The following is a 13,133-nucleotide window of genomic DNA, read 5'->3' as shown; positions in this document are numbered from 1 at the left end:
ATCTTTATCTAATTGCTTTCGGGTCCTTCGGCCACTGAACCATGATTATAGTTATAGACTTCTTTTACTATATCCGCAAAAAGCAGGTTGACTCCCCCTTCATCTTCAGGGACTCCTAAATTGATGGCTACGAGCGCATATTTGGGATTCTCATAAGGAAAATAGCCTGCGAACCATTTATTGTGCAGCTGTTTTTTATCCTTATAGATACCTGTCTCTGCTGTGCCTGATTTCCCTGCGACAGCATACGGCAAGTCCCTGAACCATCTCCCCGTTCCGTCCTCATTGATGACCACTTCCCGCAAAAGCTTTTGCAGCTTCATAGCTGTAATGGAAGATATCTTTTGCCCCTTGAGCCTGTCCTCGGAGAATTCAGTCATTTTGCTGCCATTCTGATATTGGACAGAAAGAACAGCACGGACCATTTCTTTTTGGCCGCCACGGGCAATGGTCGCCATCATGTTTGCGACCGCAAGAGGTGATGTCCTTACTTCATGCTGCCCAATTCCTGACAGAGCGGAAAAATTGCGATCCTTTCGTGCCTCATCTGACAGGAATACTCTGCCCTTTTCCTCATCCTGAAGCTGATTAAAATCTTCCAGATGAAAAATATCTCCCCGCCAGCCAACACCTCCTGTTAACGATAGCATTTCCGCATATTTTTCGAGGATATGAGGGTCTTTCTCCTGCAATTCCCTCGCAACCTCGCCAAAGGTCCGATTGCAGCTCACGGCAAAACTATCACTGAAGTTCAGCATTCCGTGGTCATACTTTGGATCCGGGTCACCATTGATTTTTTTGCTGCAATCAAATAAGCGGGCCGGATCATCCAGTCCATGATCGATTGCTGCTGCTGCGACAACTGTCTTAAACACAGAGCCAGGGATATGCTGCTTGACCATCATATTCTCGATCCCTTTGTCACCAAACGGTTTGCCCTTAGTGATGACAGGCCTTGACACCATCGACAGGATGCTATTCGTTTCGATATCCAGAAGCACGATGCCGCCATTGCTGATTTTGTGCCTGTCCACCATATCTTCCATGATCAGCTGCAGATTTTTGTCTATCGAGGTTTGCAGATTGATTGGATAAAAAGGGTTCGCAGGTTCAATGTATTTGACATTGATTCCAAAGAGCGGAGCGCCTTCTCCATCCACATGATAGACAAGCTTGGATTTTCCTTCGGCGACCAAAAACTCATCAAAGCTTTTCTCCAGCCCGGAAAGTCCAATCAAGGTTCTTGGCAGGAATTCTTTGTCGCCATAGCGGGTTTTTAATTCACCGTCATTTTCTCCGATGATACCGAGCAGCTGGGCAGCCGGAATCCTTTCGAGCGGATACTTGCGCTCTACCGCGAATACACCGGGAATTTCCATTTCATTGATGGCATCCATCTGGCTTCTCGTCAGGATGACCGGATCGGGAGTCCCGTAGGCGAATGGTTCTTTGGATTTTTCTACTGCGTACTTCAATGATTCTGGTGAAACACCGATTGTCTGCGCCACCTTTTCTGCCTGCCAGTCCATTTTTTTCAAGAATGGGAACAGGACAAGAACAGATGATGTTTCGTAGGACAAAGGTTTTCCTGAACGATCCAGGAAATTCCCCCTGCCATTATCGACGATCATCTCCTGCGATCTCTGTTTGACACTCGCTTCAATCAGATTGATTCCATGCTTTGAAAATGACTCTGTATCGATCAACTGCAACTGAGCAAGCCTGAACATAAGCATACACATACCCATGATGCAGATGCTGATCCATACCATCAGTCTGTTTTTACGCATAAAAAACACCTCGTCAAAAGTGTTGACGAGGTGTTAAGGTTTCAAACTATGTTCACGTTATTTAATTGAAGTGATTCGGACGTTCATTTCGCCGCCAGGAGTCTGGACCGTCACTTCATCTCCTACTTTTTTGGCCATCAGGCTCTTGGCAATCGGAGAATCATTTGAAATCTTTCCTTCAAACGGGTCTGCCTCAGCGCTGCCGACGATTGTGTATGATTCTTCATCGCCATCAGGAAGCTCGACGAAAGTCACCGTGCGGCCAAGGCTGACTGCGTCTGTGCTCAGCTCGTCTTCCTTGATGATTTTTGCGTTGCGGATCATATTTTCAAGAGTCGTGATACGTCCCTCAACAAATGCTTGTTCTTCTTTTGCAGAATCGTACTCAGAGTTCTCTGATAAGTCGCCAAAGCTGCGGGCGATCTTGATTCTCTCAACCACTTCTTTACGTTTAACCGTTTTCAACATTTCCAATTCTTGCTCTAGCTTTTCTTTCCCTGCCGCTGTCATAGGAAAAACTTTTTCTGTAGCCAAAATCCTTCACTCCTTCTAGTCTTCACAATTCCCCATAATAGATTGTGTAATATTATATTATGTAACCTGAAAAATATACAGGAGCGCGTCCTTTGTCAGGGCGCGCATTTTTAAGCAGGTCCATTACTGGGCCATTCTATCTGTGAAAATGGAAGCACTTTTTACAAGCACTCCCTTGTCCACTTTATCTATGTTATTGTGTCATAAAAATGATTTTTGTTCAAGAATTGTTTGAATTTTTGTTACCATTAAATCGATCGCGACATGATTATGCCCGCCTTCGGGGATGATAATATCAGCATAACGCTTCGTTGGCTCGATGAATTGATTATGCATCGGTCTTACAACACTCACGTATTGTTCAATGACTGAATCCATCGAACGCCCTCGCTCTTTGATGTCGCGGAGAAGCCTGCGGATGATCCTCAAGTCTGCGTCCGTATCCACATACAGTTTCATATCCATCAAGTCGCGCAATCTTTCATCCTCAAGAATCAGGATTCCTTCCAAAATGATGACATCCTTAGGCTCTACATGAATGATTTCACTGGATCTGGTATGAACAGCATAATCGTAAACAGGCTTTTCGATTGGTTCATAGCGAAGCAGCTTCTGAATGTGCTCGATTAACAAATCATTATCAAATGCCAGTGGATGGTCGTAGTTTGTCTTCAAACGTTCTTCCATCGGCAAATTGCTTTGATCCTTGTAATAATAGTCCTGTTCAATCATCAGGATTGAATGGCCTTTGAAACTGTCAATGATCGCTTTTGTAACACTTGTTTTACCTGAGCCGGAACCGCCGGCTACACCAATTACAACAGGCTTGCGGTCCATTCTACTTCTCCTTCCGCATCATGTTATTTGGGTAGACAGGCTTGTCCATCTTGAATTTGACGATTTGCAGAGGATGGCGCGCTACATCCAGCTCATTGCCATCTTCATCCCAGATTTTATCGATTACATGCGTGAAGTTCTCGATTTCCGGGCCAAAGAATTCAACTTCATCGCCTGGCTTGAAATAGTTCCTTTGCTGCAGTGTCACCATTTGGGTTTCTGCATCGTAATCAAGCACAAGGCCGGCAAAGTCGAAAGTCGTCTTCTTGCTATGGTTTCCAAACATTTGCTCTTTATACCCAGGAACTCCCTCAAAGAAGGCAGTTGCTGTCTCACGGTTCGCACATTTATCAAGTTCCTCGAGCCACTCCTGCTTGATTTCGAAGTTCTCAGGATCCGCACAATAAGCATCAATCACTTTGCGATACACACTTACTACTGTTGCAATATAGTGAATGGACTTCATTCGGCCTTCGATTTTCAAGCTGTCAATCCCAAGCTCAATCATGCGCGGAATCGATTCGATCAGCTTAAGATCCTTCGGGCTCATTGCAAACGGCGCATCGCCTTCCGTATATAGTGGATTTTCATCGCTTCCTTCGAGCTTGTACAAATCATAATCCCAGCGGCATGACTGGCAGCAACCTCCACGGTTTGAATCACGGGCCGTCATATGGTTGCTCAAAGTACAGCGTCCGGAATATGCGATACACATCGCGCCATGGATGAATGTTTCGATTTCAATATCAACCTTTTCCTTCATTTCCCTTATTTCTTCCCCGCTTGTCTCACGAGCAAGAACGACACGCTCTAATCCTTCTTCCTTCCAGAACTGGACAGCCTTCCAGTTTGAGAGTGACTGCTGCGTGCTCAGGTGAACCTCGATTTCCGGAGCGACTCTGCGGCAGGTTTCAATGATCAGCGGGTCTGCAACGATGATGCCGTGCACTCCAGCTTCTTTCAGGCCCAATAGGTAGTCCTCAAGTCCATCGATGTTCTCGTTATGGGCAAAGATGTTTGTTGTTACATATATTTTAGCGCCGTATTTCTTGGCGAATTCGACGCCTTCCTTCATTTCCTCGAAAGTGAAATTATCTGCGTTTGAACGCAAACCATACTCCTGTCCGCCAATAAAGACGGCATCTGCACCATAATGGACGGCAATCTTCAATTTTTCAAGATTTCCGGCAGGCGCAAGCAGTTCCGGTTTCTTCACAATGACACGTTTTCCGTCGACAATTTGTGAAATCTTGTCTGCTATTGCTGTCATAACGCTACCTCCTTAGTGTTTCTCTTAATAAACCGTTTCTTTGAAGAAGAAGCCTGTGTCAAGCGGACGGTTAGGCGGCTGGAGTGCTTCAGCTTCTTCCAGCAAGCCATCTTTTTCTTCATCGTACTGGTCCGGATTATCGACTGCCATATCAATGGCTTTACGGTAAAGTCTTGTTACTTCAAGGATATATTCCGGAGTCTTCAGAATCCCGTCAATTTTTAAAGAATCGATTCCTGCTTCAATAAGCTCAGTCAGCTCATCGATGATGCAAATATCATTCGGGCTCATGATGTGTGTCCCATTTTCGTCTTCGAAGATCGGGTATTTATTCTCACGCTCTTTGTCGTGTAGGAACATATCGCGTTCCTGTCTGCGGTTTTCAACTTCCAGCGCCTTGCCTTGATATTCAAAGTAATGTCCAAGAAGCGGTCGTTTCGATTGAAACATGTTCATCATCCCGTGAACCTGTACTTCAATCTCCACTTCAGCATTTTCCTTGATTTCGACAATCGCATCCATATTGATTTCCCTGGCAAGAACAGCACGTTTTGCACCTTTTCGGCCCCAGTAATTGCAAGTATACCAGTTGGTGCCTGTTATTTCCGTGCTCCAATGCAGCTTCATATCAGGAGTATGCTCCTTCGCAGCCATCAATACAGCCGGATCGCCGAATGTGACGCCATCAACATTCACACTCTGAAGGAATGCCAGGTAGTCGCCAAGCAAATCGATCTTTTCATTATGGAACAGCGCATTCATAGCTACGTACACTTTTTTGCCATTTGAGTGTGCCAATTCGGTTGCTTTTTTGACATCGTCACGCGTAAACTCACCTGCAAGGCGCAAGCCGAATTTTTGCTCGCCAATCAGGAAAGCATCCGCTCCTGCTTCTACCAGTGGGATGATATCCTCAACAGACGTTGGAGTTACCAATAATTCAGGTTTATTCATTCCGTTCACCTCTTCTTACTAACCGCGACACCATCGCCAATCGGAAGGATGATGGTATCATACTCCGGGTTGGATGAAAGCCAGCGGTTGAATTCATCTATTTTTTTTACCAGGCTGCGGACTCTCTTGCTCTCCGCCTCCTGATGATATACAAGCCCTTTAAAAAGAACGTTATCGGTTACAATCATGCCTCCAGGCTTCAAATAGCTGGAATACATTTCGAAGAATCTCTTATATTGCCCTTTTGCAGCATCAATGAAAATGGTGTCAAATGGGGCATATCTGCTTACTTCCTGCTCAAGCTTTAGTGCATCTCCCTTGATCTGGATAATTTGATCCTGCTTGGCCGCTCTTCTTATATATTCAACAGCAAGCATGAATCTATCCTCATCCCGTTCGAGTGTGACCACCTTCGCTTCAGGAAGGGCAAATGCCATCCTCAGCGCGGAGTATCCTATCGCTGTTCCCACTTCCAATATCATTTCAGGCTGCTGGATCCTCAAGAGCTGAAGCATCGTTTCAATTCCTGCCGGCTCCATGATTGGCACACCATTTTGCTGTGCGTACTCCTCCATCTCCCCAAGCAGGTCCTGTCTCGGATGGATCAGAGAATCCAAATATTCCTGCAGCTTATCATTCAGCAAGCTGCTTCACCTCTATTCAATGGCTTTTACAGCCAAGTTGGATATGAATTGCCTGTCCAAACATGAAAAAAAAGCGTTCACAGGATAAGAGAAGTACCTTCTGGAATTGCCATACGGGTATCTTCAGCCAAAAAGCCGCGACTCTTACATCTGCAATGCACGCTATCAGGAAAGCGAAGCTCAGATCATGAGCTGCACTGGACAGTACATTTTTATTGCTCGTAAAAACACTTGAATTATTTTATCACAATAAGAAGGGAAATGCTAACCTTTCTGCATTTCCCTGTATTTTACTGCCTATTCTTTATTTGTAATATGCTTCGCTACTTCCCGATTATGGTCGGCTAATGTCCTTGTAAAAATGACATCACCTGTTGAGGTTGCAAGGAAGTAGAAAAAGTCTGTCTCAGCGGGTGCCAGCGCAGCCTCGATCGACATGACGCCAGGGTTTGCAATTGGCCCTGGTGGCAGCCCCATGATTTTATAGGTGTTATAAGGGTCATCGATTTCAAGGTCCTTGTAGAAAACCCTGTCCTTGTGTTCGCCATGCGCATAAAGAACAGTCGGGTCTGTCTGGAGCATCATGCCCTCTTCCATCCGATTATAAAATACACTTGCGATTTTATCACGGTCTGCTTTTTGGGTAGCTTCTTCTTCAATCAGTGAGGCCATTGTCATCAGTTCGTGTGTAGACATTTCACGTTCTTCCATCTGGCCTCTGAATTCGCCGATTACTTCCTTTGTTTTGGTCAGCATGACCGTAACGATTTCCTCGACAGTCGGCTTTTCAGAATAGAATGGATAGGTGGCCGGGAACAAGTATCCTTCAAGTGGGTATTTCACATTTTCCTTGAGAATGTCCTCTGTAAGAACATCAGGGTATTTGGCCATCATTTTCGTGATGAAATCCTTGTCATTCAGCTGCTTGAAGATTTCCTCCTGATCCTGCTGAGTTTTCTCAGCAATGATCCCTGCTATCTGCTTCAGCTGCTTCCCTTCTGGAATCGTGATCTTCATGACTACATCCTGCATGACCTTGCCTGTTTTCAGGCTGGTGATGATTTCAGGAAGCGTCATCGACGGCTTCATCTTATAATCACCGGCCATAAAACCGGCCTCATTCTTGAACTTCACATAGTATTTAAAGATTCGGGCATCCCGGATAACCCCATTATCTTCGAGGATTTTACCAATTCCAGTTGTGGAAGACCCGATCGGGATATTGACATCGATGGTTTTCTTGCTGTTCTCGTCTACCGGCTTCAAGGCTTCTTTTATATAGTAGTAGCCTCCGCCGCCGACAGCACCGATGAGCAGGATCGCTAAAACGGACACAATGAATACGATCTTCCTAACGACACGTGCCTCACTCTGGTGCTCGATCAATTTTTCCCTGATCAGCTGTTTTTTATCTTTTTTTATATTTTTCTCGTCAGACATAAGTTCCCCCTCCAGTTAACAATGGTGATTTCCTGGATACTCTCTATTTTTACATCTCGAACCATTATACTATATTTTTTATTTTTATTTGCAAATAATTACGAAAAAATACCACAGGCGACAAATAAACTTATAATCCGACAAGGCGGGGTAAGGTAAGGTTTAGATGGGTGACGGGGGTTCTGGGAGAACTCTGAGTGGGAGGTTCAAACAGCGAGATTTGACAGAGCAGGGCAAATAAAAAGACCAGGCTATTACACCTGGTCATTTCAGTGGATTATTCCTCGTCCTGCTCTGCAAGGAATGTTTCGAGCATTTCTTCGATCATGTCCCATTCCTCGTCTGTTTCGATTGGCATCAGTTCGCCATCTTCATTGTCTTCTGTTGGAGTGAAAGCTGATGCGTGGATTTCGATTTCTTCATCTTCGCTTTCTTCAGCGCCGATTGGGTAGTACAGCACATATGACTTTCCGAACTCTTCTGAGTCAAATGTGAAAAGGACTTCGCATAATTGTTCGTTGCCGTTTTCGTCTACTACTGTGATGTTGTTTTCGCCGTGATCCATTTAAGTCACCTCAATTTAATTTTGGCTGTTCAAGTAGCCTTGTAAAATCATTACTGCAGCCATTTTATCAATGACCTTCTTGCGTTTTTTCCGGCTTACGTCCGCCTCGAGCAAAACCCGTTCGGCAGCGACTGTCGTCAGGCGCTCGTCCCAAAGGATGACAGGGATGCCGAACCTCTCTTCCAATTCCCTTGCGTAGAATTGGCTGGCTTCGCCGCGGGGACCGATTGTGCCGTTCATGTTCTTAGGCAAGCCGACGACAACTTTGTCGACTTGGTTCTCTTTTATTATTTTACCTAATTCCTCAAAACCAAACACATTTTCTTCTTCGTTGATTTTAAGTGTATCCAGACCCTGAGCAGTCCAACCCAGTTCGTCGCTCAGCGCAATGCCGACTGTTTTCGAGCCGACATCCAATCCCATGATCCGCATTTATTTCCCCTCTCGTTGGTTCCTCAAGTAGGATTTAACCAGTTCCTCGATGATTTCATCCCGCTCCAGCTTGCGGATGATGTTGCGGGCATCGCGATGGCGCGGAATATAGGCCGGGTCGCCAGAGAGCAAATATCCGACAATCTGGTTAATCGGGTTATATCCTTTTTCCTGCAGAGCCTCATAGACCTGCAGAAGCACTTCATTGGCATCATGCTCAAATGGCTCTTCGGGAAAATTGAATCTCATCGTCTTGTCAAACGAGCTCATCGAATGCACCTCACTTTTAAAAATGGCAGGTAAAATTTTCTTCAAGTTACCTTCATTCTACACTACTTTGCTTTTATATCAAATTGATTTTACCCATTCTTCGGCAAATTGAAGCGCATTGTCGAGTTTTGATGGGTCTTTTCCGCCAGCCTGAGCCATATCCGGGCGGCCTCCGCCTCCGCCGCCGCAAATCGCTGCAGCTTCCTTGATCAGTTTTCCAGCCTGATAGCCTTTCTTGATCAAATCATCCGTCACAGCTGCAATCAGGTTCACTTTGCTGCCGTCTGTCATTCCAAGCAGGATGACTGCAGAGCCAAGTTTCTGCTTCAAATCATCAGCCATGTTGCGCAGGCTGTTCATATCTGAAGCCTGGACACGTGCTGCCAGCAATTGGACACCATTAATTTCCTTGACCTTGGATGTAAGACTTCCTGCTTCAATATTACCCAATTTAGCAGCAAGAGATTCATTTTCACGCTGAAGCTGTTTCATTTCAACAAGCATTGTATCAATTCTGTTCGCCACTTCTTTAGGAGACGTCTTCAATTTTGCAGCAGCATCTTTCAAAATGCTGATCTGGTCGTTCAGCACCTTGTAAGCAGCTTCGCCAGTAACGGCTTCAATCCTTCTCGTACCTGCACCAATCCCGCCTTCAGACACGATCTTGAACAAACCGATCACAGATGTATTAGGTACATGGCAGCCACCGCAAAGCTCCAGGCTGTAATCTCCGACTTTAACAACGCGGACGATATCGCCGTACTTTTCGCCGAACAATGCCATCGCACCCATTGCTTTCGCTTCTGCAATTGGTTTGAAGCTTGTTTCGACTTGGATGCTTCTCCAAATTTTTTCGTTGACGATTGCTTCTACTTTTTCAAGCTCCTCAGCCGTTACCTGCCCGAAGTGCGAGAAGTCAAAACGCAGACGGTCAGGCTCTACAAGCGATCCCGCCTGGTTCACGTGCGTTCCAAGAACATCCTTCAACGCCTGATGGAGCAAGTGTGTTGCAGTATGGTTCTTAATAATACTTGTACGATTTTCCTGGTCAAGTGTAGCTGTCACTTCCATGCCTGTGGTCACTGTACCTTCTTCCACAACCACGCTGTGAAGGTTTTGGCCATTAGGCGCTTTCTTTACATCCTTGACTGACAGCTTGACGCCATCTGACTTGATTGTACCCTTGTCTGCAATCTGGCCGCCGCTTTCTGCGTAGAATGGAGTGACATCGAGGATCAGCTGGATTTCTTCTCCAGCCTTGGCTTCCTCAACAAGTTCGCCGTTCTTTACCAAGGTAACAATCTTGCTGGTTGTTTCGAAAGTGTCATAGCCGACAAATTCGCTGCTTTCCTTAATATCTCCAAGCACGCCGCCCTGCACCTGCATCGAACCAGCATCCTGACGTGCAGCACGCGCTCTCTCACGCTGAAGCTCCATCTCTCTTTCAAAACCTTCATGGTCAACCTTCAAGCCTTCTTCTTCAGCATATTCTTCGGTTAACTCAACAGGGAAGCCATAGGTGTCATATAAACGGAATACATCTTCACCCTGGATCATGCCGCTGCCCTTTTCCTTCTCCTTCTTGATCAATCCTGAGAGAATAGCCAGCCCTTCATGGAGGGTTTCATGGAAGCGGTCTTCTTCGTTTTTGATGACCTTCTGGATGAAGTCAGTCTTTTCCTTCACTTCCGGGTAAAAATCATGCATGATTTCACCAACGACAGGAACCAGTTCATACATGAACGGACGGTTGATGTTCAGCTTCTTCGCGTAACGGACGGCACGGCGAAGCAATCTGCGGAGGACGTAACCGCGGCCCTCGTTTGAAGGCAATGCACCATCGCCGACAGCGAATGCCACTGTACGGGTATGGTCAGCAATTACTTTGAATGCCTCGTCCTTTTCTTTGGATACTCCATACTTTTCGCCGGAAACTTCTTCAGTCGAGTTAATGATCGGCATGAACAGGTCTGTGTCAAAGTTGGTCGGAACGTCCTGGACTACGCACGCCATACGCTCCAAGCCCATTCCCGTATCGATGTTCTTTTTCGGAAGCGGCGTATAAGTGCCGTCCGGATTATGATTGAACTCAGAGAAAACAAGGTTCCAGACTTCGAGATAACGTTCATTCTCTCCACCTGGATACAATTCAGGGTCTTCAGGGTCATTCCCGTATTCTGGTCCCCTGTCGTAGAATATCTCGGTGTTCGGTCCGCTTGGGCCTTCGCCGATATCCCAGAAGTTCCCTCCAAGACGGATGATGCGCTCTTCAGGAACGCCAATCTTATCCTTCCAGATGCTGAACGCCTCGTCATCCTCTGGGTGAATCGTCACAGACAGTTTCTCAGGGTCAAAGCCGATCCATTTTTCATCGGTGAGGAATTCCCATGCGAATTCAATTGCTTCTACCTTGAAATAGTCGCCAATCGAGAAATTCCCGAGCATTTCAAAGAAAGTATGGTGACGTGCAGTCTTTCCAACGTTTTCGATATCGTTTGTACGGATCGATTTTTGTGCGTTTGTGATCCGCGGATTCTCAGGTACGACGCGGCCGTCAAAATATTTTTTCAGGGTAGCGACACCGCTGTTGATCCATAGCAAGGATGGATCGTCATGAGGAACGAGTGATGCGCTCGGCTCAATGGCATGTCCTTTTTCCTTAAAAAATTCCAAATACATTTTCCTGATTTCTGAACCTGTCAGTTTCTTCATATAGTTACCTCCTAAATCCTATTGAAATTTAAGCTTTCAGGGATTTTAGGCAACAAAAAAAGCCCTCATCCCTGGACAGGGACGAGAGCTTGCTCGCGGTACCACCCTGATTATGGACACTAAAAACATGCGCCCATCTCTCAATAACGCTTTAACGCAGCTGCTACGGCAGGTTTTGCCTGCACTCCGGAATAGCCTTCTGTTATCCTTCACCGGGGATTCTTTCAGCCTGGAAATCCCTCTCTGGACGATGGTCTATAACATACTCGTTCCTTCTACATTTTACTAATTATTATTCTTATAGCCGAATTATATATAGCCATAACCCGTTTGTCAAACGAGTTGGCCAAATTTATGTCTGGCGCTGCTTTTTCCTCTCAAGGATAATATGGTCCTTTGCATGAATCAGCGCTGCCCTCAGCACTACCAATACTGGGACAGCAAGGATCAATCCCAGGATTCCGCCTATTTCCCCACCGGCCAAAAGCGCGAACATGATCATCAGCGGATGCATGTGCAGGCTTTTCCCAACAATTAATGGGGACAGAATATTCCCCTCAAGGAACTGCAAAGAAAAAACAATGACGAGAGAAATCACGACCATTTTCACAGACATGGTAGCAGCAATGATGACGGCCGGGATTGCCCCGATGATTGGGCCAAAGTACGGGATGACATTGGTGATGCCGACGATCGCTCCAAGCAGGAGAGCGTATTTAATTCCGGCAATCCAAAAGAAGATCGTGGACAGAACCCCGATTACCAGGCAGACGAGCAACTGACCCCGTATATAGCTTCCCAGGGATTTGTCGACTTCATGAAGGAATTGGGTGCCCGGCTGCCTCCATTGCCGTGGAGTGAGATACCATGCCGCTTTTTTCATCGCATCAAAATCCTTCAGCATATAAAAGGCAATGAAAGGAATTACAGCGATAGTAAGAATCGAATTGACGATATCCATCAGGAAGGTCATCGCCCCTGCAAGCACTCCGTCCAGCCATGCCTCCATTCTGTTGATGCCATCCTCAATCCGCTGGTGGATGCCAGCTGGCCATGTCTCAGTCTGGTCCATGATGTTATTGATCATATCCTTATATTGAGCCGCAAAATAAGGAGCGTTCTCCGCCAGGTCCCTCAGCTGAATGATCATAGCAGGTATTCCCTTGTAAAAAGCAAAACCCAATCCGCCAAAAAACAAGATATAAATGATCAGGATGGCCACTCCCCGGTGGAGGCCCCGTTGATGAAGTCCCTCCACAATCGGGTGAAGCAAGTATGTAATGAACGCAGCCACCGAAAAAGGAATAAGCAGCGTAACGAGCACTTCCAGGACAGGCACCCATAATGCCTGCAGTTTTACAAAAATAAAGAGAACAATAAACAAAAGGAGTAGAAATCCAAGCCGGTAATACCATTTCATCTGGATATTCATTACATCACGCCCTCCTTCCTGTTTATTCTTGAAAGAAAGGGAGCTGTTTATACAGGAAAAATCCCCTGCATAAAATACAGGGGATTGTGTTTATTTAAATTCAGCTCTAAAACAAAGCTCTTGTCATTCTTTTGCCTAGTTTCTTCATTTTTCTTCCGGACATCATATTGTTGTTGGAAGCATAGTTGTATGCGGCCATACCAGCACCAAAAGCAATTACGGAGGTTAACATTTTATTCATTGTGTTTCACCT

The 13,133-nt window shown here is 45.8% G+C and carries 13 protein-coding genes and 1 other annotated feature; all 13 genes read right to left on the bottom strand.

Annotation, left to right across the window (positions count from 1 at the left end; genetic code table 11):
- Window positions 1-8: 8 nt before the first annotated feature.
- A complete protein-coding gene (locus EJA10_RS19685; RefSeq protein WP_125481739.1) occupies window positions 9-1,790 on the bottom strand; it encodes a peptidoglycan D,D-transpeptidase FtsI family protein in 1,782 nt (593 codons plus the stop codon).
- Window positions 1,791-1,847: 57 nt separating this feature from the next.
- Entirely contained in the window at window positions 1,848-2,324 is a 477-nt protein-coding gene (greA, locus tag EJA10_RS19680) for a transcription elongation factor GreA (protein WP_125481738.1), read from the bottom strand.
- 201 nt (window positions 2,325-2,525) lie between these two features.
- A complete protein-coding gene (gene udk / locus EJA10_RS19675; RefSeq protein WP_125481737.1) occupies window positions 2,526-3,161 on the bottom strand; it encodes a uridine kinase in 636 nt (211 codons plus the stop codon).
- A gap of 1 nt (window position 3,162) precedes the next feature.
- Complete coding sequence (locus tag EJA10_RS19670) at window positions 3,163-4,431, bottom strand: peptidase U32 family protein (protein ID WP_125481736.1); 1,269 nt, start codon at window positions 4,429-4,431, stop codon at window positions 3,163-3,165.
- Between the two features lie 24 nt (window positions 4,432-4,455).
- A complete protein-coding gene (locus EJA10_RS19665; protein WP_125481735.1) occupies window positions 4,456-5,385 on the bottom strand; it encodes a peptidase U32 family protein in 930 nt (309 codons plus the stop codon).
- 5 nt (window positions 5,386-5,390) lie between these two features.
- Complete coding sequence (locus tag EJA10_RS19660) at window positions 5,391-6,029, bottom strand: O-methyltransferase (protein WP_125481734.1); 639 nt, start codon at window positions 6,027-6,029, stop codon at window positions 5,391-5,393.
- Between the two features lie 297 nt (window positions 6,030-6,326).
- Entirely contained in the window at window positions 6,327-7,469 is a 1,143-nt protein-coding gene (gene mltG / locus EJA10_RS19655) for an endolytic transglycosylase MltG (protein ID WP_125481733.1), read from the bottom strand.
- A gap of 277 nt (window positions 7,470-7,746) precedes the next feature.
- Window positions 7,747-8,034, bottom strand: a complete 288-nt coding sequence (locus EJA10_RS19650; RefSeq protein WP_125481732.1) for a DUF1292 domain-containing protein — start codon at window positions 8,032-8,034, stop codon at window positions 7,747-7,749.
- Between the two features lie 15 nt (window positions 8,035-8,049).
- Window positions 8,050-8,466, bottom strand: a complete 417-nt coding sequence (gene ruvX / locus EJA10_RS19645; protein ID WP_125481731.1) for a Holliday junction resolvase RuvX — start codon at window positions 8,464-8,466, stop codon at window positions 8,050-8,052.
- On the bottom strand, window positions 8,467-8,736 hold the full coding sequence (locus EJA10_RS19640; protein WP_125481775.1) for an IreB family regulatory phosphoprotein: 270 nt from the start codon (window positions 8,734-8,736) through the stop codon (window positions 8,467-8,469).
- Between the two features lie 78 nt (window positions 8,737-8,814).
- Window positions 8,815-11,448, bottom strand: coding sequence for an alanine--tRNA ligase (gene alaS, locus EJA10_RS19635; RefSeq protein WP_125481730.1), 2,634 nt, complete (start codon window positions 11,446-11,448; stop codon window positions 8,815-8,817).
- A gap of 74 nt (window positions 11,449-11,522) precedes the next feature.
- Window positions 11,523-11,735: a binding site (T-box leader), on the bottom strand.
- A gap of 65 nt (window positions 11,736-11,800) precedes the next feature.
- Window positions 11,801-12,880 carry an AI-2E family transporter gene (locus EJA10_RS19630; protein WP_125481729.1) on the bottom strand — a complete coding sequence of 360 codons (1,080 nt, stop codon included), beginning with the start codon at window positions 12,878-12,880 and terminating at the stop codon, window positions 11,801-11,803.
- Between the two features lie 106 nt (window positions 12,881-12,986).
- A complete protein-coding gene (locus EJA10_RS19625) occupies window positions 12,987-13,121 on the bottom strand; it encodes a YrzQ family protein (RefSeq protein ID WP_125481728.1) in 135 nt (44 codons plus the stop codon).
- Window positions 13,122-13,133 lie beyond the last annotated feature (12 nt).

Origin of the sequence: Mesobacillus subterraneus (assembly GCF_003937825.1) — a bacterium.
Taxonomy (GTDB): Bacteria; Bacillota; Bacilli; order Bacillales; family Cytobacillaceae; genus Mesobacillus; species Mesobacillus subterraneus.
Note: the sequence above shows the minus strand (reverse complement) of the source record. Positions and strands in the feature narration are given on the sequence as shown.

Bases quoted from the DNA above. Each gene is read 5' to 3' on its own strand.
- EJA10_RS19685 (WP_125481739.1), bottom strand. From the start codon at position 1,790: ATGCGTAAAAACAGACTGATGGTATGGATCAGCATCTGCATCATGGGT.
- udk (WP_125481737.1), bottom strand. From the start codon at position 3,161: ATGGACCGCAAGCCTGTTGTAATTGGTGTAGCCGGCGGTTCCGGCTCA.
- EJA10_RS19670 (WP_125481736.1), bottom strand. From the start codon at position 4,431: ATGACAGCAATAGCAGACAAGATTTCACAAATTGTCGACGGAAAACGT.
- EJA10_RS19665 (WP_125481735.1), bottom strand. From the start codon at position 5,385: ATGAATAAACCTGAATTATTGGTAACTCCAACGTCTGTTGAGGATATC.
- mltG (WP_125481733.1), bottom strand. From the start codon at position 7,469: ATGTCTGACGAGAAAAATATAAAAAAAGATAAAAAACAGCTGATCAGG.
- EJA10_RS19650 (WP_125481732.1), bottom strand. From the start codon at position 8,034: ATGGATCACGGCGAAAACAACATCACAGTAGTAGACGAAAACGGCAAC.
- ruvX (WP_125481731.1), bottom strand. From the start codon at position 8,466: ATGCGGATCATGGGATTGGATGTCGGCTCGAAAACAGTCGGCATTGCG.
- EJA10_RS19640 (WP_125481775.1), bottom strand. From the start codon at position 8,736: ATGAGCTCGTTTGACAAGACGATGAGATTCAATTTTCCCGAAGAGCCA.
- alaS (WP_125481730.1), bottom strand. From the start codon at position 11,448: ATGAAGAAACTGACAGGTTCAGAAATCAGGAAAATGTATTTGGAATTT.
- EJA10_RS19630 (WP_125481729.1), bottom strand. From the start codon at position 12,880: ATGAATATCCAGATGAAATGGTATTACCGGCTTGGATTTCTACTCCTT.
- EJA10_RS19625 (WP_125481728.1), bottom strand. From the start codon at position 13,121: ATGAATAAAATGTTAACCTCCGTAATTGCTTTTGGTGCTGGTATGGCC.